At 43.4% G+C, this 21,510-nt stretch carries 14 protein-coding genes; 10 read left to right on the forward strand and 4 right to left on the reverse strand.

All coding sequences use genetic code 11. From position 1 onward, the window contains the following. Positions 1–215 precede the first annotated feature (215 nt). From BUB08_RS15575 to BUB08_RS15610, 8 genes are all read left to right on the forward strand, one after another. Positions 216–3,365: a SusC/RagA family TonB-linked outer membrane protein gene (locus BUB08_RS15575; RefSeq protein ID WP_139249746.1), complete on the forward strand. Its 3,150-nt coding sequence runs from the start codon at positions 216–218 to the stop codon at positions 3,363–3,365. 11 nt (positions 3,366–3,376) lie between these two features. After that, a complete protein-coding gene (locus BUB08_RS15580) occupies positions 3,377–5,074 on the forward strand; it encodes a RagB/SusD family nutrient uptake outer membrane protein (protein ID WP_073002843.1) in 1,698 nt (565 codons plus the stop codon). A 93-nt stretch (positions 5,075–5,167) separates the two neighbouring features. Continuing rightward, positions 5,168–6,673 (forward strand): calcineurin-like phosphoesterase C-terminal domain-containing protein, encoded by a 1,506-nt coding sequence (locus BUB08_RS15585; RefSeq protein ID WP_073002844.1) that lies wholly within the window; start codon positions 5,168–5,170, stop codon positions 6,671–6,673. A 243-nt stretch (positions 6,674–6,916) separates the two neighbouring features. After that, positions 6,917–8,170 (forward strand): MFS transporter, encoded by a 1,254-nt coding sequence (locus BUB08_RS15590; protein WP_073002845.1) that lies wholly within the window; start codon positions 6,917–6,919, stop codon positions 8,168–8,170. 28 nt (positions 8,171–8,198) lie between these two features. Continuing rightward, entirely contained in the window at positions 8,199–9,134 is a 936-nt protein-coding gene (locus tag BUB08_RS15595; RefSeq protein WP_175550024.1) for a metallophosphoesterase family protein, read from the forward strand. Between the two features lie 128 nt (positions 9,135–9,262). After that, positions 9,263–10,642 (forward strand): FAD-dependent oxidoreductase, encoded by a 1,380-nt coding sequence (locus tag BUB08_RS15600; RefSeq protein WP_073002847.1) that lies wholly within the window; start codon positions 9,263–9,265, stop codon positions 10,640–10,642. A 96-nt stretch (positions 10,643–10,738) separates the two neighbouring features. After that, on the forward strand, positions 10,739–11,611 hold the full coding sequence (locus tag BUB08_RS15605; protein WP_073002848.1) for an endonuclease/exonuclease/phosphatase family protein: 873 nt from the start codon (positions 10,739–10,741) through the stop codon (positions 11,609–11,611). A 53-nt stretch (positions 11,612–11,664) separates the two neighbouring features. Beyond that, positions 11,665–12,576: an endonuclease/exonuclease/phosphatase family protein gene (locus tag BUB08_RS15610; protein ID WP_073002849.1), complete on the forward strand. Its 912-nt coding sequence runs from the start codon at positions 11,665–11,667 to the stop codon at positions 12,574–12,576. A 72-nt stretch (positions 12,577–12,648) separates the two neighbouring features. On the opposite strand, the gene BUB08_RS15615 is transcribed toward BUB08_RS15610, so the two are convergent. Together BUB08_RS15615 and aspS are read right to left on the reverse strand one after the other, a co-directional pair. Continuing rightward, on the reverse strand, positions 12,649–13,776 hold the full coding sequence (locus BUB08_RS15615) for a PAS domain-containing sensor histidine kinase (RefSeq protein WP_073002850.1): 1,128 nt from the start codon (positions 13,774–13,776) through the stop codon (positions 12,649–12,651). 484 nt (positions 13,777–14,260) lie between these two features. Further along, positions 14,261–16,012: an aspartate--tRNA ligase gene (gene aspS, locus BUB08_RS15620; RefSeq protein ID WP_073002851.1), complete on the reverse strand. Its 1,752-nt coding sequence runs from the start codon at positions 16,010–16,012 to the stop codon at positions 14,261–14,263. Between the two features lie 71 nt (positions 16,013–16,083). Here aspS and BUB08_RS15625 point away from each other — a divergent pair, with 71 nt between their 5' ends. Continuing rightward, complete coding sequence (locus BUB08_RS15625) at positions 16,084–16,527, forward strand: nucleoside deaminase (protein ID WP_073002852.1); 444 nt, start codon at positions 16,084–16,086, stop codon at positions 16,525–16,527. A 4-nt stretch (positions 16,528–16,531) separates the two neighbouring features. Here the strand turns inward: BUB08_RS15625 and BUB08_RS15630 are convergent, their stop codons facing one another. Continuing rightward, on the reverse strand, positions 16,532–19,105 hold the full coding sequence (locus BUB08_RS15630) for a family 20 glycosylhydrolase (RefSeq protein WP_073002853.1): 2,574 nt from the start codon (positions 19,103–19,105) through the stop codon (positions 16,532–16,534). A gap of 87 nt (positions 19,106–19,192) precedes the next feature. On the opposite strand from BUB08_RS15630, the gene BUB08_RS15635 reads away from it, so the two are divergent. Then, positions 19,193–20,287: an acyltransferase family protein gene (locus tag BUB08_RS15635; RefSeq protein WP_073002854.1), complete on the forward strand. Its 1,095-nt coding sequence runs from the start codon at positions 19,193–19,195 to the stop codon at positions 20,285–20,287. Here the strand turns inward: BUB08_RS15635 and BUB08_RS15640 are convergent. Next, the gene (locus BUB08_RS15640) at positions 20,274–21,509 is read right to left on the reverse strand and encodes a 3-phosphoshikimate 1-carboxyvinyltransferase (RefSeq protein ID WP_073002855.1); all 1,236 of its coding nucleotides are present in this window, start codon (positions 21,507–21,509) and stop codon (positions 20,274–20,276) included. The genes BUB08_RS15635 and BUB08_RS15640 overlap by 14 nt on opposite strands. Position 21,510 lies beyond the last annotated feature (1 nt).

Raw genomic sequence — 21,510 nt, forward strand, 5'->3', positions numbered from 1 at the left:
GTTTCTTATGCCCCCACCATTGATAAGCTGAAAACAAAAGAAGAGCGCCGGAAGGCATATGCAGAAGCGTTAACCGCAAAGCCTGACATTGTGGAATCTGACCGGCCGGTGGAAGTGTGGCCGCTTGTTGCCTCTGAAAAATAGGATAGAAACTAATACCTCTCGGCTAAAATCGAGTGAAATTCAAACAATTAATAACTAATAATTTAATATCTATGAAAAGAGATGGCGTAGTCCATAGATACCTTTTATGGGTAATTCTAAACTCAATAAAGTCAGGATTGGCGGTAAGTATGTTAGCAACACTGCTTTTTACCTGTATCACATCCGGCGCTGTAGCCCAAACCACAGGCGAAGCTGCAACAGCACAACAAAAAAATTGGTCTGTTTCAGGAAAAGTGACTGATTCTGCCGGGTTACCTTTACCCGGAGTTACTATTGTTCAGAAAGGTACAACAAATGGGATAGTTACTGATTTTGACGGAAATTATTCTTTCTCAGGTATTTATAGTGACGCTGTTTTGGTATTCTCTTTTGTGGGGATGCAGACTGAGGAAATCAGTGTTAATGGCAGAAAAGAGCTTAATCTAAAAATGGAGGCTCAAAATGTTGCCATCGAAGAAGTTGTTGCCATTGGTTATGGAACAATGCGAAAAAAGGATTTAACAGGAGCGGTTGCTACGGTTAATGGCGATTTGGTTGCAAAAAGGCAGGCAACTCAACTTTCGCAGGCATTACAGGGCTCGATGCCCGGTGTTACCATCACAAGGAGCAATTCCGAACCAGGAGCAAGTGCAACTATTCGTGTACGCGGGATTACAACTATTAGCGATAGCAATCCGCTGATTATTGTTGACGGAGTCCCGGTTAGTAATATCAACGATATAAACCCCAACGATATTCAGGATATTTCGGTTTTAAAAGATGCGGCTTCCGCTTCAATTTACGGTGCAAGGGCAGCGTCGGGAGTTGTGCTTATCACTACCCGGAGAGCGAAAAAAGGCCAGATAAATATGGAGTACAGCGCCAGCTTCGGAATAGAAAAGCCCACGGAATTTCCTGAGGTGGTAGATGCAGTTCGTTACATGGAAATGTCGAACGAACAAACCTGGAATGATGCCGGTAATAAAGAAGGCGGCGAGTACGGAGTTTATTCAAAAGACGAAATAGAAAACTGGATGGAATGGAATAAAACCAATCCTAATGAATACCCGGTTACCGACTGGGTTGGCCTTTTGTTAAACGATTACGCACCGAGGCAAACGCATAATCTTTCGTTGTCTCACGGCGGCGAAAAAGTGAAAACAAACGCTTCTATTAACTACGAGTACAGCGAAGCATTGTACGATTATAATAGTTACGAAAGAATATCTACCCGGGTGAATAACACCATTAATATTAACGACTATTTATCCGGAACAATTGATTTTTCTTTTAACTCCTCCTTGTCTGAAAATCCGGTAGGTAACCCGGTTTACGACGCTTTGCGTTATGCTCCGATTTATGCTGCAGTTTGGTCTGATGGTAGAGTTGCAGAAGGGAAAAGTAGCTCAAATGAATACGCTGCATTAAATTATGGCGGGTATAATAATTTGAGAAACAATAAATTGTTCGGTAAAATTGCCCTCGATTTTAAACCCGTAAAAAACCTTACCATTACCGGAGTAGTGGCGCCTACGTTACATTTTGCAAAAAACAAAAAGTTTGTAAAACAAATCCCTTATTACGATGCCGACGACCCGACAACGTTTTTGGGATATATTGCCGGTCACGAAAATACTTCATTGAAAGAGGAACGAAACGACAAGAAAACCATGACCAAACAGTTGTTGGTAAAATACTTGAATTCGTTTAACGATGCACACAATGTAAACTTAATGGCCGGTTACGAAGATTTTGAGCTTTTCAACGAATCGCTTTCTGCTTTTCGGGATAAGTATTTATTGTCAAATTTCCCCTATCTCGATTTGGGGCCGTTAGATTATCAGGAAAACTCGGGTTCTGCATTGGAATCTGCATACAGATCTTATTTTGGACGGGTAATTTACGACTACAAAAGCAAGTATTTTGCCCAGGCAAATATTCGCTACGATGGCTCTTCCCGGTTTCATCCCGATTACCGCTGGGCCGCCTTCCCTTCTTTTTCTGCCGGATGGGCAATTTCCGAAGAAGATTTCATGAAAGATGTTTCTGCTTTGTCGTTTCTGAAGCTTCGCGCATCATGGGGAACACTGGGGAACGAAAGAATTGGAAATTATCCGTACCAGGCTTCAATCGGATTTTCTAATGCGTTGTTTTATCAGAACGGCTCAATTGTTTCGTCAACAACTGCTGCTCAATATCAATACGCTATTCCCGATATTACCTGGGAAACTACAGAAACCTGGGATGTGGGGATTGATGCCAATTTTTTCGATAACAGATTATTGTTCTCCGGAGATTATTACGTGAAGAAAACCAAAGATATGTTGTTGGAGCTGGAAGTTCCGGATTTCATGGGATATGAAAATCCTGACCAGAACACCGGGACAATGGACACCAAAGGATGGGAAATTCAGCTGTCGTGGAGAGATAAGGTTGGCGAACTTAACTATGCTGCTTCTTTTAATGTGTCCGACTATATTTCAAAAATGGGCGACCTTGGCGGAATTGTTTTTGACGGAAGCATAATTAAAAGAGAAGGAAGTGAGTACAACGAATGGTACGGATACCTGTCTGACGGGTTATTTCAGACCCAGAAAGAAATTGACGATTCGCCGCTTTTGTACTCTTCTGTAAAACCGGGCGATGTAAAATATATTGACATAAGTGGCCCCGACGGCGTTCCTGACGGACAAATTACCCCAGATTATGACAGGGTGTTGCTTGGCGGTTCGTTGCCCCGTTTTGTTTACGGAGGAAATATTAGTGCTGATTATAAAGGGTTTGACCTTTCTGTTGTTGTTCAGGGAGTTGGAAAACAGAACAGCAGGGTTGTGCCTCAAATGGTTAAACCGTTCTACAGCGGGTGGACAAATGCCCCGAAAATAATTGACGGAAATTACTGGAGTCTTTACAATACCGAAGAGCAAAATCTCAACGCAAAATACCCGCGTTTATCATACGTAGGCGCCGAAAATAATAACTACGAAATGTCAGACTTCTGGTTAATAAACGGCGCTTATTTCAGGCTAAAAAACATAACTCTGGGTTATACATTGCCAAAACAGGTGGTTCAAAGAGTTCGTTTAAACGGTGTTCGCCTTTTTGCATCGGCTTCAGATTTGTTCTCGTTTAACCATTATCCAAAAGGTTGGGACCCTGAGGTTTCCTACAACTCTTACATCTCAAAATCATTTAATGTTGGACTTTCTGTTAAATTTTAAAGCTGAAAACAATGACTAATAAAATTATAATAGGCTTTCTGGGTATATTTTTACTCATGTCGTGCGCAGAGCTGGATTTAAACCCGCTATCTGAAGGGTCCAGCGAAAACTGGTATTCCGATGAAGTTGAAATAAACATGGCGCTGAACGATTTGTATCGCACCTATTTATGGGATATGGAAACTAATTTCGAGATGGATCGCTTTACCGATGACTGGAGTCAGCGTCAGGCGACAAATCCAGTTCGAAACGGGACTGTTACCAGCGAATGGAACACCATTGAAAATCTTTGGTTAAGTACCTACAAAGGAATTGCGCGTGCCAATAAAATTCTGAATAATTTGTATAAGGTTGAAGGCGAAATTCCTCAGGAAATGTTTGACCAATTTACCGGTGAAGCAATGTTTGTAAGAGCTGCCCTTTATTCAAGATTGGTGTTTTATTTCGGAAACGTGCCCTTTTTTACAAATGATATAACAATTGAGGAAGCGTTTGCAATGGGGCGTACCGATAAAGACGTCATTCTGGAAACAGTGTATCAGGATTTTGATGAAGCCATCAAAAAGTTACCGGTTTCTTATAAAGGAACGGAATTGAGCCGGGCAACCAGGGGCGCTGCTTTGGCCTTTAAAGCAAGAACGGCCTTGTGCTTTTCCGACTGGGAAATTGTCAGAGATGCTGCCAAAGCCTGCATCGATCTTGGAGTTTATTCTCTGCATCCCGATTTTGCAGATTACTTTTTATCGAAAACGAAAAATTCAGAAGAAACCATTTTTGCGCTGCCTCGCCTGGCAGAATTGGGATCTACCTGGAAAACGAAAAACTTTATTCCACGAACTGCCGGAGGTTCGGCTGTTGCACAACCTTCATGGGATTTGTTCAGCTCATTTCTATGTACCGACGGGCTGCCAATTGACGAGTCGCCCCTCTACGATCCAAGAGAGCCGTTCAAAAACAGAGACCCGCGTTGTGCAATGACCATTGTTGAGTTCGGAACAGAGTTCCTGGGATATGTTTACGATCCTCATCCGGACAGTAAAAAGGTACTGAACGTAGCAACAGGCGGAATGGTTAAAAACAAAGATTCGCGCGGTGTTGACAGGTACGCTTCTTATAACGGATTGAGCTTGAAAAAAGGAGTGGATGAAGACTGGGCCGGGGACACTGAATCAGACTTCGACATTATTATTATGAGGTATGCCGATGTGTTGCTGATGTATGCCGAAGCAAAAATTGAGCTGAATGAAATCGACGATTTGGCAATTAATGCCATTAATCAGGTTCGTGCCCGCGCTTATGGTGTTAATGTATCTGATGTACAAAGTTATCCAGCGGTAGCAAAAGAATCACAGGCCAAAATGCGTACTGTTTTGCGAATGGAAAGACGTGTTGAACTCGCCTGGGAAAACCGCAGGTATTTCGATTTAATTCGTTGGAAAATTGCAGGGAAAGCATTAGGTACGCCTATTTATGGTTTGCTTGATGTTGCAGAGTTAAAAGATAAAGTTGTAGATGAAGGTTTGTGGTTTTTTCCGGGAGTACCTGAAATTGACGAAAATGGCATTCCTGATTTTGAACCCATGTACGAAAACGGCCTCATAAAGCTTTTGGTCGAACGAAACTTTGATGAGTCCAGGCAATATTTGTGGCCGATTCCTTCAAAAGAAATTATGATAAACGATAATTTGAAACAAAACCCCGGATATTAAAATCCGAAGGATTGTTTCTGGAAATGTAAGCTGTTGAGTTATTCCGGTAAATCCGGGGTAACTCAACATGCTGCTTTATTTTAATCCAATAAAATGGCAAACAAGTATTTTTCTCTCAGAGGCTGGTTGTTCCTTCTTTCCGTGTTTTTTGCATTCGGCATTTTTGCTGCAGAAAACAGTGCGGAAAAACAGGTGTCCGGAATTGTTTCCGGGCAGGTTGCAGAGAATGGTGCCGGCATTGAGGGAGTAGTGGTGAGTGACGGTTTTGAAACAACGCTTACCGATGGTTCAGGAAATTACAGGCTGGAAGTAAATTCGGAAGCCGAATTCATTTTTATTTCGGTGCCTTCTGGCTATAAATTTCCCAACGAAAACGGGGTTGCTAAGTTTTACGAAATCTTACCTGCCGGTATGAGTAGCCGGAAGATTAATTTTGAACTGCAACGGAATGCGCTGGATGATACCCGCCATGCCTTTATAGTCTGGGCCGATCCGCAGGTGAAAACCACGGGAGATGTGCAACGGATGATGACCGAATCTGTACCAGATATCGCTGCTCACATTGGCGAGCTGGGAAATATTCCTGTGCATGGAATTACATGTGGCGACATTGTTTTCGAAAAGTTCAACCTGTATGCCGATTACAAAAAGGCAGTCAGGCAAATGAATGTTCCTTTTTTTCAGGTGGTAGGTAATCACGATATCGATTATTCGGCTCTCACAGCAAAAGCATCAACACATCAGTTTAAAGAAAATTTTGGTCCCACGTATTATTCGTTTAATCGCGGTAAAATACATTATGTGGTGCTGAACGATGTGTTTTTTAAAGGCGACGACGAAGCATATAAAAACAAAAGGAGAAAATACATGGGACATATTGCCGGCGAACAGCTCCGGTGGCTGAAAAAAGACCTTCAGTATGTTCCGCAGGGAAGCACGGTTGTTGTTTCTCTCCATATTCCGGTTTTTGAAATTACCTTTCTGAAAAGCGCGGTTCGGAACGAATTAAAAACAGCAACGGTTGGTAACCGGAATGAGCTTTACGATATAATAAAACCTTATCGGGTGCATATTATGTCGGGGCACACGCATTACAACGAAACAGCAGAGAATGACAACTGGATGGAACATAACCATGCTTCGGCCTGTAATGCCTGGTGGATCGGAAATATTTGCACCGACGGGACACCGGGTGGATACGCAGTTTATCAGGTTTCGGGAGATGACATTTCGTGGTACTATAAACCTACTGGAATTGAGCGCTCTTTTCAGCTCAGATTGTATCCGAAAGGGGAGAGCCCTGAACGCCCTGAGAATATTGTTGCAAATGTATGGAACTGGGACGACGACTGGCGGGTTATTTGGTTTGAAGACGGTGTGAGGAAAGGAGAGATGGAACGCTATCTGGGTTACGATCCGCAGGCTTACAAAAATATGTTTGGCAGCGAAATGCCCGAAGAAAAAGGTTCGCTGGAACCCACCCGCACAGAGCATGTTTTCTCTGCAAAACCATCGGAAAATGCTAAAGAAATAAGAGTAGAGGTAACCGACCGTTTTGGAACTGTGTATTCCGAATTGCTTCGTTTAAAAGGTGAATAAATTAAAATGCAATATTTAGAATTTTATAAAATATATTTTGAGCAATGAAATTAATTTTGTCGGGTTCTACCTGAAAAAGCAATGCGTTTGAAGGTTGGCGAAGAATTGATTTGCAGAGTCGCTATCGGTTATAGAACTCAGTGGCGGCGGGTGTGACCAGAAGGAATTGTTGCAAACCGATTAACAGATTTGTAGAGAAAAAGAAGTAGTCAAAAATTAAATAGAACTAATCAAAAAGAGATTATGTCATCATTCATAAGCCCAGAGAAGAGGCGTTGGTTTATAGTAGCAATAATATTTGTAATTACTGTTTTTAGTTATGTGGATCGTCAGGTTGTATCGATTTTAAAACCGATATTGAAAGAAGAGTTTTCGCTTGACGATGCCGGGTATGCGTTAATCATAAATGTGTTTACCATATGTTACGCAGTAATGTATCCCATTTCCGGCTGGCTGGTAGATAAGTTCGGTGCGCGTAAAATTATGTTTTGGGGTGTGCTTACCTGGTCATTCAGCTCAATTGGTAGCGGGTTGGCCCGAACGTTGTTTCCGTTTGCAATTTTTAGAAGCCTTTTGGGACTGGCAGAGCCAACAACATATCCGGCGCAAATAAAAGTGGTGACTAAATGGTTTTCAGGAAAATTGCGTGCGACGGCAAATTCTATTTCAGTGGCCGGTGGTACAATCGGTTCTGTAATTGCTCCGCCTTTTATAGCCTGGCTGGTACTTACGTTTACCTGGCATTCAGCATTTATCATTCCCGGAATTGTGGGCATTGTTGTCGCTTTAGTCTGGTTTTTCCTTTATAAAGAACCGCCAAAAGGATATGTTAAAGATACGGTTTCGGGCGACAGCGTTAGCGAAAATTCGCCGGCGTTCAGCTGGGGAAAACTATGGACCCGGAAAAGTTTGTGGGGAATTGTGCTGATTCGTTTTATTACCGACCCGGTGTGGTATTTCATCCTGTTTTGGTTGCCCGGTTTTCTGATGGAAGAATCAGGATTGAGCCTTTCGCAACTTGGAATGGTTGGCTGGATTCCTTTTCTGGCTGCCAGCCTGGGAGGAATCGCTTCTTCTGCCTGGTCTGACTGGATGGTGCGTCGCGGAAAACCCGCTCTTCGTTCGCGTAAGGTTATGCTGAGCTACGTTGCTTTTCTGGCTCCGGTTATTCTGTTACCCGATAGCTGGGGCGTGGCAGTAACCATCATCAAATTTAGTGTTTTGGCAGCCGTTGCCCTGAGCTGGATTTACACCGAAAGCGTACTTATTGCCGAAACGTTTCCCATAAATAATGTTGCCAGTGTATTAGGAATTGCCGGTGGTTTTGGAGCTGCCGGTGCCGTAATCTTTAATTACTTAATTGGGCATTTTATGACCTCGGTCGGGACCGGCTGGATTTTTATGGTAATGGCGGTTCTTCACCCGTTAACCTTATTCATTTTGTGGAAAATGATTCGTCCGGAAATTCCGAAAGAAACCGCAATTGCAAAACAATAAATCCAAAGGAAATATGTATTTATCAAAAATGTTCAATGCAATTTGTATCATTTTTTTTCTGTTTAATGGCACTGTTGATGCGCAGACAGACACGCTCTCTTTTTTGCACATAACCGACTTGCATACAATTTTTAACCAGCCGGGTTATTTGGATGAAATGATTGAGTCGCGCAAACTAAAGCTGTACGACCAGGGGGAAAATCGTCTGAGGAACTTTCTGCAAACAATGCCCGAAAAGACAGGTAGTGATATGGTTATTGCAACCGGTGATTTAGTCGATTTTTTCGAAGCAAATACTGCAACGGAACAAAATCTAAATGTCCAAATCGTGCAGTTTTCCCGCTTGCTGGATGACTACCGTACTCCGGTTTTTCTGGCTCTGGGTAATCACGACCTGTTTAGTTTTAACTGGGCAAACAATAAGCTGAAACATCATCAGAATAATTCGGGAAGTGCCCGCGCGGCCTGGATTCGCAATGTTCACTGTTTTAAAAACGGAACTTATTACAGCGAACTGTTTCAGGTAGGAACAACCACCTACCGGTTCATCTTTCTCGACAATGCATTTTATAAATTTCAGAAAGACGAAAAGTACAAAGTGCCATGTATTAATGATGCTCAGCGGTATTGGCTAAGCGCTCAGTTAAATGAATCGGACGACGATATCGAGATTGTATTTATGCATATTCCCATGAAGAGTGTTACTCCCGACGAGAATTATTCAAACCAGATTTATTCGGTATTGAAAAGCAGCCCCAATGCAAAACTCATTCTGGCAGGGCATCGTCACAAAAACCTGGTGGATTATTTCCCGGTTGGGGACAATTCGAAAATGGTTCAGGTGCAAACCGGCTCTTTGGTGCAAGGACCCGATAACTGGAGACTTGTTCGTCTTACCGAAGATAAAATTTTTGTTTCTGCTCCCGGACGTTCCGGGGAGGAACTGGTAATCCCGGTAAAATAGGATTGATAAATAGACTAATAAAAAAAAACATGCAAATGAAACGACCATGAGAAAAATATTCACACAAACGCGAAATATAAGCACCATGGGAGTTTCATCTTAAGCCTTTAATAACAAATAATAATAAGATGAGAGAAGAAATGAAATACGTTGTGGAACCGGAAAGGAAATTGCCGGTACGAATGGATGTTGACGTGTTGGTAGTTGGTGGCGGCCCGTCAGGAATTATTGCTGCCCAGGCTGCTGCCGAAGACGGAATGAAAGTAGCTTTGATTGAAGGTCGTAGTTTCCTCGGCGGAAATATGACAATCGGTTTGCCTATTCTCGGTTTCCTCGGGCAAAAAGGAAATCAGATTATTAAGGGGCTGCCACAAAAATTCATCGACCGTTTAACCGAGTTGAAAGCCGCAAGCGAACACCGTCCGTGTCCGCTGCATATGGGAATTACGTTGGTAGAACCTGAGGCAGTGAAATCAGTAGCATTTAACATGCTCAAGGAAAAAGGTGTTGATGTAATGCTTTACACCATGTTTGCCGGGATAATCAAAGAAGAAAACAATTTGAAAGGAATTATTATTGAAAGCAAGGCCGGTCGCGAAGCCATTCTTGCAAAAGTAATAATCGATTGTACCGGCGATGCCGATGTGGCATACCAGGCTGGTGTTCCCTGTGAAAAAGGAAACGAAAACGGTGGCATGCAACCGCCAACGCTAATGTTCAGCCTTGGCGACGTGGATACCGATAAACTGCGCATGAGCATTGCGGAAGAACCGCGTACCTACCTTACCGATTTTATTCCTGCTGAATATTTTGGACAAAACAACCAGTTTATTCTGGTAGGATTGAGAAATATTATGCAGAAAGCAAAGAATGATGGCATGTCGCTGCCAACCGACAGAACCATTGTAATTACCGGACTGCGGAAAGGTGAGGCGTGGATAAACATGACCCGCGTTAACGGAGTGGACGGAACCGATCCGGTGAGTCTTACCGAAGGCGAACTGATTTCGAGAAAGCAAATTGATTCTGTGTTTAAATATCTGGTGAAATACGTTCCCGGGTTCGAAAATGCACGAATGTTGCGCACTGCACCATTCCTTGGTATTCGCGAAAGCCGGCGTATTGTCGGGAAATATATAATGAACCGACATGACATATTAGGCCGTGGCCGTTTTGACGATGCCATTGCTGTGGCCAGTTATCCTTTGGATATTCACCATCCGGAAGGTGGCGATTGCACGCTCGAATGGAGTGGCGACTGCTACGATATTCCGTATCGCTCGCTGGTTCCGCTTAATGTAGAAAACCTGTTGGTAGCCGGAAGAAGTATTTCCACTACTCATGAAGCCATGTCTGCCATTCGGGTTATGGCGCCGTGTATGGCAATGGGAGAAGCTGCCGGAAGGGCGGCCAGAATCGCCATTAAAGACAATGTTCTTCCATCGGAAGTTAATGTTGAAAAATTGCAAAAAGAACTGCTGGAGCAGGGCGCGTACCTTCGTCCCTGATTGCGAACAGAGAGTAGAGTAGGGGAATGAGCCCCGTTAGGATTGCGGATTGCAGCCTTTTGTGCCGGAGTGACTTGATTTTGAATTTCAAAAAAAATGGAAAGTAATATGTTGTATTCGTCAGATAGATTTTTAGTTAAAGTTTTTACAATTGTTGTCGGAGTGTTTTTCCTGTTTGCTTGTGAAAAAGAGCAGGAAATTCCCGAAAAAGAAGAGGATAAACCGGACACGGAAGAACCGGTTTCCATGGAATTCAGTGTTATGTCATTCAACCTCAGAAATCAAAAGGATAGTGATCCGCAATCTCTTGATCTGCGAAAAGAGAATATCCGCAAAGTGATTTTGGACAATAAACCGGATGTGTTGGGTGTTCAGGAACTGGCTGCTGACTGGATGTCGGACTGGCTGAGCGAGCAGTTGAACAATGCCGGCTACGACAAGTATCTCTCGTCCGGACAGTATGGGTCTCCAAAAATTATTTATTACAGGCGATCCCGGTTTTCCCGAAAGGCACAAGGTACTTTTCAAATGCAGTTTTCTGACAACAGGGCAGGAACGTGGGCGATTTTGATGGATAATGAAACAAAGGAACGTTATTTCTTTTGTAACAGTCACTGGACAACTGCTTCGTCCGAAGATAGGGTTGCTACGGCAAACATCATTTCGAATGTTGTAAAAACTAATTCTGCCGGGTTGCCGGTTGTTGTTCTGGGTGATTTTAATGCAAAACCAAATACGCCCGAAATACTGGCATTAAAAAACAATGGAAGCATTAAACTTGCGTGCGCCCATCAAGAAAAGGGAAATACGTATCATGCATGGACTGGCACCGGAAGTAAAAAAATCGATTGGATTTTTTATTCCAACCAATTGGACGTGATGGATGCTACCGTAATTATAACAAGTTACAGCGGATACTATCCTTCCGACCATTTTCCGATTAGGGCGTCTTTTAAGTTGAAAGAATAACGGGAGTTTTACTGAATTTTCAAAAAGCAGGAACCGAAATAGTTTAAACAAAAATGAAACGCAGGGAATTTTTCAGGGGAACAGCTTTGGCATCAGCAGGACTGTTCTTTTTTCGAAATGATTTGATTGCCGGGAAACCAGAAATGCCGGAAAGGCTGGCGCATAAAATTTTAAGTTGCAATATTCGTGTGGCTCTGCCTGTTGACGATGCAAAAGGTTTGGGCTGGGATGCACGGAAGAAGCTTTGCAGACGGGTTATTCAGCGGCAAAATCCTGATATTATTTGTCTTCAGGAAGTGCTTAAAATTCAGGATGCCGATATGCGTGAGTTTTTCCCCGGATACGTGTCGTTTGGTTTTCAGGGGCCGGACATGGATCGTTTTTCTGAGGGGTATCACGGAATTGCTAAGAATACAATTTTGTTTTCAAAACGACGGTACGAGCTGGTTTCAGAAGGGTGTTTCTGGCTTTCTGAAACACCTCACATTGCCGGCAGTATGTCGTGGGGAACCGCACGAGCCCGGCATGCGAACTGGGTACGTTTAAAAGACCGCCGAACACAAAAGGAGTTCCGGGTGGTGAATATTCATCTCGATCATATTTCGGAGGCTGCACGTGAGGCCCAGATGAAAATGATTGTGGAAGAAAGTGCCCAGTATCAAACCGATTTTCCTCAAATACTGGCAGGCGATTTTAATACCGGTTTCAATAGTCCGGTTTTGCAACAGGCCGTTGGTGCCGGGTGGAATGACAGTTATTCATCTGTGCACGGAGACTCCGACCCTGGTTTTACTTACCATGCTTTTAAGGGAGAAGAGTACGACGGAAAAAACAAAGGACGCATTGATTTTATCCTCACCCGGGGAAAAGCTAAGACTCTGGGTGCTCAGGTAATTCGCGATAATGAAAACGGCTTTTTTCCGAGCGACCATTATTTTATATCTGCGGATATTATTTTGAAGTAGGAGCAATAGTCAAACGCTGGTTTTTGCGTTCAAAATGAATTTTTTGCCGATTGGATTTGCGGTAAAACGGCGCTATTTTTTTACTTCGTTGGGCAACGAAATAAAAAAGGTTGTTCCCGTATTTAACTCGCTTTCAATACTGATTTTCCCGTTGTTTTTTTCCACAAAATCTTTGCAGATAATCAACCCCAACCCGGTTCCTTTTTCGCCTTCGGTACCTGCGCTCGATTGATTCTCATTGGGAAGAAACAGGTTCGGAATTTTATTGGGCGCAATTCCTATTCCGGTATCTTTTATTTCAAGAACCACCTCTTTTTCAGAAGAGCGGGCACCAACGGAAATAGTGCCTCCCCGATGCGTAAATTTAATGGCGTTGGACACGAGGTTTCGGATAACCGAAGTTATCATTTCTTCGTCTGCAAAAATTACGGTGTCCGGCGGAACAATATTCTTCAGGCGAATTTCTTTATGCAATGCGTTTTGAATGAGCAGGCCGAAACATTTTTCCACGGTAAAACAAACCGCAATATTGTTGGGCGATACTTTTAGTACATTTCTTTGCGCGCGCGACCAGGTAAGCAGGTTTTCCAACAGGTCGGAAACCGATTGCGAAAGTTTGTAAATTAATTTATTGTAGTGTTTTATCTCGTCTGATGAGTAGCTGTCAAACCCCTGTTCAAGCAATTCAGAAAAGCCAAGTATATTGTTTAGCGGCCCTTTTAGGTCGTGTCCGATAATGGAGAACAGCTTGTCTTTTGTTGCATTAAGCTCCTTCAGCCGGGCTTCGCTTTCTTTCAATGCCTGTTCTGCCTTTTTATGTTCGGTCACATCTTTCGCTGTGGAAATTACCCCGTCAATTCTCCGGCTGGCATTGCGGTGTGGATAGTAATTCATTTCCAGAATTTTCTCTTTACCGTTGGGCGTTATTCCCTCATACAGCAAAAAAACCGGTTTCCCCTTCAGGCATTTTTCAATCGAAGGTTGAATTTTATTTTCAAAGTCTGCCAATTCCCAAAGTTCACCAACAGTTTTTCCGATTACCTCGTCGGTTTCTTTTTCATAGGTTTTGTTGAATGCACTGTTTACAAATAAATACCGGAAATTTCTATCAATAAAAGAGGCAGGTTCTGAAATTGTGTTCAGAATTTCTTTCTGATAATGGAAATAGCGGTTTTTATTTTTTCTAATTTTTGGATTCATTCGAAAACAGAGTTACAATTGCTGAAAAAATGTTTTGTGTTGAATGTAGGACGGTGTATCTCTGGTTTTTAACGTCGATGCAATCAAAGCACCAACTGTACATACCGTTCATCCTTTTTTGTTTAAAATTCAACATAAAACTACTGATGGTTTAAATGCATATTCCGTGGCTAAATGTAAAAATGATTTTGTTCAAAAACAAATTGTGGAAGTAAACAAAATTATTGGCGAATTAAATTAGGCGCAGATAATCTGCTTGTTATCCCGAAATGCTTTCTGATTTCGAATTTTTTAGTAGCAAAAACTAGTTGACGAATATTTCTTGAGTGTTTTTTGTTGGGGCACATTTTTTTACGGTGAAGGGAGTGAACGATACAAATACAGCTTTTTTCTTTTTACCAAAAAGCCCAAAATCAGTAACGACTTTGGGCTTTCTGAAGAATCTACAGTTTAGTAGAATCCATTCGGAATTGATGAACGGCTTTTAATCCAGCTTTTTTAATTGAAGGAAAAGTTCATCCAGTTGTTCATTAGCAATTGGCGCAGGAGAATCATTCATTACGTCGCGGCCTGCATTGTTTTTTGGGAATGCAATCACGTCGCGGATGGAATCCAGGCCGGCAAACATAGAAACCAGTCGGTCGAACCCAAATGCAATTCCTGCATGCGGAGGTGCTCCGTATTTGAATGCGTTCATCAGGAATCCAAACTGAGCCATGGCTTGTTCGGGAGTGAACCCGAGTATGTCGAACATTTTTGCCTGCAATTCAGAATTGAAAATTCGCACTGAACCACCGCCGATTTCCACCCCGTTTATTACAAGGTCGTAAGCGTTGGCACGCACTTTCCCCGGGTCAGAATCAAGTAGAACAATGTCTTCCGGGTTTGGCGAGGTAAATGGATGGTGCATGGCAAAAAAGCGTTTGCTCTCTTCGTTCCATTCCAGAAGTGGAAAATCGATAACCCAAAGTGGTTTGAAAGTACCTTTTTTGCGTAATTCCAGCCGGTTTCCCATTTCCAGGCGCAATTCGCCCAGCGCAGTTACCGTGTGTGCTTTGTCTCCAGAAAGTACCAGAATTAAGTCACCCGGATTTGCATTTAATTGCTCTGCCCAACCTTTTAAATCGTCGGCTGAGTAGAATTTATCTACAGAAGATTTGAAGCTTCCGTCTTCGTTGTATTTAACGTAAACCAATCCTTTTGCTCCAATTTGCGGGCGTTTTACCCAATTGGTAAGCTCGTCAATTTGTTTTCTTGAGTACTCGGCACAGCCTTTTGCTGCTATTGCACCAACATATTCTGCCGAATCAAAAATGCTGAATCCTTTGTTCTGTACTGTCGTTGTAATGTCGTGCAACAACATTTCAAACCTGATGTCGGGCTTGTCAGAACCGTATTTTTCCATGGCTGTTGAGTACGGCATCCGTGGAAAGTCGTCTAAGTCAACGTCCAATACATTTTTGAACGTGTATTTGGCCAGCTTTTCAAAAGTGTTCAGCACATCTTCCTGTTCAACAAAAGACATTTCGCAGTCGATTTGGGTGAATTCAGGCTGACGATCTGCCCTCAAATCTTCATCCCTGAAACACTTAACAATCTGAAAATATTTGTCGAATCCGGCCACCATCAACAGTTGTTTAAAAATCTGGGGTGACTGTGGAAGTGCGTAAAACTCGCCGGGATTCATGCGCGACGGAACTACAAAGTCGCGGGCGCCTTCCGGGGTTGATTTTATAAGTACCGGTGTTTCTGTTTCAATAAAACCGTTTTCGGTAAGGAAATTACGCACCGAATGCGCTACCTGTGCGCGAAGCTCCAGGTTTTTCCGCACGGCATTTCTTCGTAAATCGAGGTAGCGGTATTTCATTCGTAAATCATCGCCGCCGTCGGTATCATCCTGAATGGTAAAGGGCGGAACAGCAGAAGGACTCAGAATTTTCAACCCTGAAAGTTCAATTTCGATTTCGCCGGTTGCAATGTTCTTATTTTTGCTGGAACGTTCTCTTACCGTTCCTGTTGCCTGTATTACAAATTCGCGGCCCAATTGCTGAAGTGTTTCGGTCACTTTTGCCGATGTGTTTTCGTTGGTTACCAACTGGGTAATGCCGTATCTGTCGCGTAAGTCAACAAATGACATGGCACCAAAATCCCTGATTTTTTGTACCCATCCGGCAAGAGTTACTTCTTCTCCAACATGGTCTGCCCGTAGTTCTCCGCATGTATGTGTTCTGTACATGATACCTTCTTTTAAATTTGGTTGCGAAAATAAGAAGATTTTAGCAATTTCACGGCCTCAAACTGAGATATATGATTGAGCCGTTTAGCGATGAATATTTTATGAAAAGGGCTTTTGCCGAAGCTGTTCAGGCATTTTCCGAAGGCGAAATTCCGGTGGGTGCAGTGGTTGTTGCCAACAACAAAATTATTGCCCGTGCACATAATTTAACAGAAACCCTTAACGATGTGACTGCCCACGCCGAAATGCAGGCGATTACTGCAGCCACAAATTTGCTGGGCGGAAAGTATCTGAACGATTGCACGCTGTATGTGACGCTTGAGCCCTGTGTAATGTGTGCCGGCGCGCTGGGCTGGGCACAAACTGGCAGAGTTGTTTACGGGGCATCCGATTCAAAACGCGGATTCCGGAAGTTTGCACCCGATGCTTTGCATCCTAAAACTGAAATAACGGGCGGAGTTTTGGAAACCGAATGCGCAGAATTGATGCAGGACTTTTTTAAGAATAAGCGGTAGTGCGCTAGTTTACTTCCATTGTCAGGCTTCCTTTTCCTGCTGCATCAAAAGCTTTTATCTTTATTTTTCCAGTGACTGAAACCGGTTCGAAGTAAACCGTTGAATTTTTTGTGGGTTCAGTACCATCGGTAGTATATCGGATGATTAATCCCGGGTAGGCTGAATTAGCCACCAACTTGTCGTTCTCTATTTTTGCTCCGGGGGCAGGCACGCGGTAGTTAAATCCTCCGAAAATTCCGGCTAAGCGAGGCAGTTCTTTTTGGGCAAGTGTATTGGCAAAGGTGTTCCAGCCGATGTTCATTTCCTTTTCGCGGAGATTGCGGTCTTTTGTGGTTTCCCAGGTTCGTTCGGGCGACCAGGCGCTTTCGGCAAAACCAATTAGTTTGGGCAGCAGGTAGTATTCGAGCATCTCTTTTCCTTTTACCGTTTCGCTCCAGATTTGTGCCTGAACTCCTGCAACATTTTTGCGTGCGTTGGCGTCGAGTCTTTCCAGGGTTGCGTAGTCTGTTTCAATGTCTATTTCTTTTCCCATGGCATCGTGAGTAGTGGTGTAAAATACATTAAATGGAGCAACCTGCCACGCGTTGCGGGTGTTGACAAATCCCGGCCAGTAGTGTCCCGGTTCGCGGGGGTCTTTGTTGTAGGCCAGGTCGAAATAGAAGTTAGAAACATTGCACAAAATAACCGGATAACCGGCGTTAGCCAGTCGGTAAGCCAAATCTGCATTGCTCCCCTGGTTGTTCCAAACATATGGATACACTTGTTCTCCGATGAATTTTTTATTTGGAGCGTATTCTCCATCCGCCTCTTTTAGCAAAGCTACTTCTTCCCAACCTCCGATTTTCAAATTTTTGGTTTTGAGTATTTCCACAATTCTTTCAAAAAAGTAGGCTTGCAGGTTTTTGGGGTCTGTAATCTTCGGCAACGATTTTATCAGTTCTGCACACATTGGAGAAGCAGTCCAGGCACCTTCCGGAACTTCGTCGCCGCCTGTGTGAAAGAACTCCGGTTCTATTCCGGCTTCGTTGTACATTGCCAGGATGGCGTCAACAACTGTTTCGTAAAATTTGTAAACCGATTCGCGCGCTACATTCACCACATTGTCGTTGTACCACTGGGCCGAAAGGTATTTGGAAGTGTCGTCCGGATCGATTAGTCTGAACTCGTTTGCGTTTTCTTCATCGCCCAGCGCCATGTATTTTTCGTATCGGGCTTCCATCGATTTGATGGCTGCACGCGAATGCCCCGGAAAGTTGACCGCCGGGATAATGTTTACATGCCGGGATTGGGCGTACTTGAGTATTTCAATGAAATCATTTTTAGTATAGTAGCCGCATCCGTAATGTTCCGCTTCGCATGCGAATGGCCCCGAACCGTAGGAAGGGTGGAGCGCATTTGCTTCTTTTGTGGTGTGGCCGCGTTTTGCCCCAATGTCGGTCAGTTCGGGCAAACCGTCAATTTCTATACGCCAGCCTTCGTCTTCGGTTAAATAAATTACCAGGTAATTGCCTTTGTAAAACGACAAAATATCTATCATTTTTTTGATGGTTTCTTTTGTCTGAAAGTTTCTGGCAACATCAATTTGCAGCCCTCGGTACGGGAAGCGGGGCGCGTCTTCTATCACTACCTCGTCCAGTGAAATTTGGGCATTGTTCCCTTTGAACACTTCTGCCGGCAACATGGCCAAAAGGCTTTGAATACCGTAAAACACTCCGGCGGGGTCGCTTCCTGTAATTTGAATCGACCTGTCGGGTTTGATTTGCAGCCGGTATGCTTCGTCCGTTTTTTCGTTTACCTGAATTTTTTTGATTTCGAGAAAAATGCTGTACGGCGCAGGTTCTGGCGCTTCTTTTACAACCGGCGAAGTGCCGGCTAATTTTTCCAGGAAGCCGGCAATATAACGCGCTTCGTTTTCCAGCCCTTCGTTATGCAAAACAGACACCATGTCATCGAAAATTACTTTGCTGCCGGTAGCTTTGTAACTAACCGGCGAAGGAATGAAAGGCAAAAGTTCTTCTTTCCCCAGCAGCGAGAGTGACTGGTTGTTCTCGAAATTCCATTGAGCCGTGGGAATGGGTTCGTAATCGTTTTTATGGCGGTTGGCCTGTTCGGGGCGGGTGAACGGAAGAATGGTAAAATCGGCAACCGGAAGAGTATCTGTTTCCATTCCCTTTTTATCGTAAAAAATAAAGTACGATCCCAGCGGAGCATCAGTTTCTTTTATTATCCATTCTGAATGTTCAGTGGTAATTTCAACTGATTCTCCGGGTTTGAGCCTGAAATTATCTTTGGGTTCCATAACAAACCAGTCGCCACTGAGGAAACGGATTTTTACGTTGTTGTCGGCAGAGAGCGGAGTTCGTGACATCTGGCTAAAATAGAGTGCCCAGTTCTTGTCATTTAATGTAAAACGGCTGTTGTTTTCTATATGAAATTTAGCCATTGCTTTTGGCGTATCGGAATACTCGTTACTAACGAGCTCCCAACTCATTTTTATTTCGCCGGGGGCGGGAAATTTTTGTGTGCAACTAAATAAAAGTGATAAAACCATTGAAAAAGCAATTACATTATTTTTCATTTTAGACATTTTATTTAAGTTTGACATCCTCAAATTTTGAGGAAGATAGGAATTTCATTTTGAATATGTTGATTAACCTAAAATAAAATGGCTGAGACAAAACGACTGATTTCCCTGGACGCATTTCGCGGATTTACAATTGCTGCAATGATTATGGTAAACAACCCCGGAAGCTGGAGTCATGTTTACAAACCGCTGCTGCACGTTGAGTGGAACGGACTGACTCCAACCGATTTGATATTTCCTTTTTTCATTTTTATAGTGGGCGTTTCTATTACGCTGGCATACACTAAACGGTTGCAGGCAGGTGTTCCTAAAGTGCCCATGTACAAAAAAATCGTGTTCCGGTCGTTAAAAATATTTGTGGTGGGCGTGTTGCTGTGGCTGTTCCCGAAATTCGATTTTGAAAGTATCAGGTATGCGGGCGTTTTACAGCGTATTGCCGTAGTGTTTTTGTTCTCTGCCCTGCTTTTTCTCAACTCAAAATGGAAAACTCAGGCCATTGTTGCCGCCGTATTAGTTGTAGGCTACTGGCTGGCGATGGTTTTAATTCCGACTCCCGGTTACGGAGAGGCAATGCTGGAGCCGGGGGCAAACCTTGCTGCATGGATAGATACAAAATTATTGCCCGGTTATATGTGGCAGAAAACCTGGGATCCCGAAGGACTTTTTAGTACACTTCCGGCCATTGCCACGGCTATTTCAGGAATGCTGGCCGGCCATTTGATTCTGAGCAAAATACCACAGGAAAGGAAAGTGATTTACATGTTCTCCTTTGGCTTTTTTGCTTTTGTAATTGGCTACTGGTGGGATTTTATTTTTCCCATTAACAAGAATATCTGGACCAGCTCATTTGTTATGGTGACTTCGGGGTTAGCAGCCATGGTGCTGGCAATAAGCCTGTTTTTTGTGGATGTGATGGGACGTACCCGCTTCACCAAACCGGGGATTATTTTCGGCTCAAATGCCATTGCAGTTTACGTGCTGTCAGATGTGTGGAGACTTTTTTTCTATCAATTAAAGATTGCCGGAAACAGCTTAAATGTACATTTTCTTGATATGTTTGAATCTGCCGGATGGAGTCTGAAATTTGGAAGTTTGCTTTTTGCCCTTCTGTTTATCTGTTTCAATTTTATTCCCGCGTGGATACTTTACAAGAAAAAGATTTTTATAAAACTTTAACGGCAAATCCCACTTGCTTCAGGTCTTCCCAAAACGACGGGTAGGATTTGGTAACAACCATGGGGTCTTCAATGTCGAGATTGTAACCGGCCAGTACCATTGGAGCAAAAGCCAGCGCCATACGATGATCGTGGTATGTTTTTATGATCGGAATTTTTTCTGCTGTTGACGCATCGATTGTGCCGTCCCAAGCCAGTTCTCCGTGAGCCGGTTCTGTTACGGTGGCGCCGAATTTTTTCAGTTCGTTTTGTAATGCGGCAATCCTGTCTGTTTCTTTAATTTTCAGTGTTTTTAGCCCTGAAAAATAAAACGGAATTTTTTTTGCCACACACAAACATGCCATTGTTTGCGCTACATCTGGGTTTTCAATAAAATCGAACTCCAGTTTCGCGGGGAGCGAAGACGTGGATTTTGAAAGCAAAATACCATCGCTTTTTTGTGTTGATTGAACGCCCAGTTGTTTAAACCATCCGGCAATGTTTGCATCGCCCTGCAGGCTGTCGATTTGCAGATTCTCCAACAGTATTTCTCCTTTTTCGGCAAGCGCCAGCATCTGATACCAGTACGAGGCACCAGACCAGTCAGCTTCAACGGTGAATTCTCCGGGCAGGTAGTTTTGTTCGGGAACCGTTATGGTGTTCCCTTCCCATTTGTATTGAATACCAAAACGCGCCATTAATTTCAGGGTCAGTTCAATGTACGAGCGCGAGGTTATTTCTCCTTTTAAAGCGAGAGTCAGTCCGTTTTCAATGGTTGGTGCAATTAATAGCAACGCCGAAATGTATTGGCTGGAGATGCTGCCATCCAGTTCCAGCGTTTTGCCTTTTAGATGCGACCCAAATATTTTCAGTGGCGGAAACCCATCTTTTTCGATGTATTCAATTCGCGCACCCAACTCGTTTAGTGCATCCACCAAAATTCCTATGGGGCGCTGTTTCATTCGTTCCGAACCGGTAATTTCCCATTCGCCTACAATTTTAGAGAGAAAAGCTGTGAGAAAACGCATGGCTGTTCCGGCGTGCCCAATATCAAATTTATTGCTGTTGGAGAACAGTGCCTGTTCCAAAACACGGGTGTCATCGGAGTCTGACAGGTTTTTTGCCACGTACGGATTGTAACAAAGCGCATTTATAATTAGTACGCGGTTGCTGATGCTTTTGGATGCAGGAAGGTTAATGCATCCGTTTATTTCAGTTCGAGTTGCGGTTACCTGGTATTTCATG

The organism is Mariniphaga anaerophila (genome assembly GCF_900129025.1).
Classification (GTDB): Bacteria; Bacteroidota; Bacteroidia; order Bacteroidales; family Prolixibacteraceae; genus Mariniphaga; species Mariniphaga anaerophila.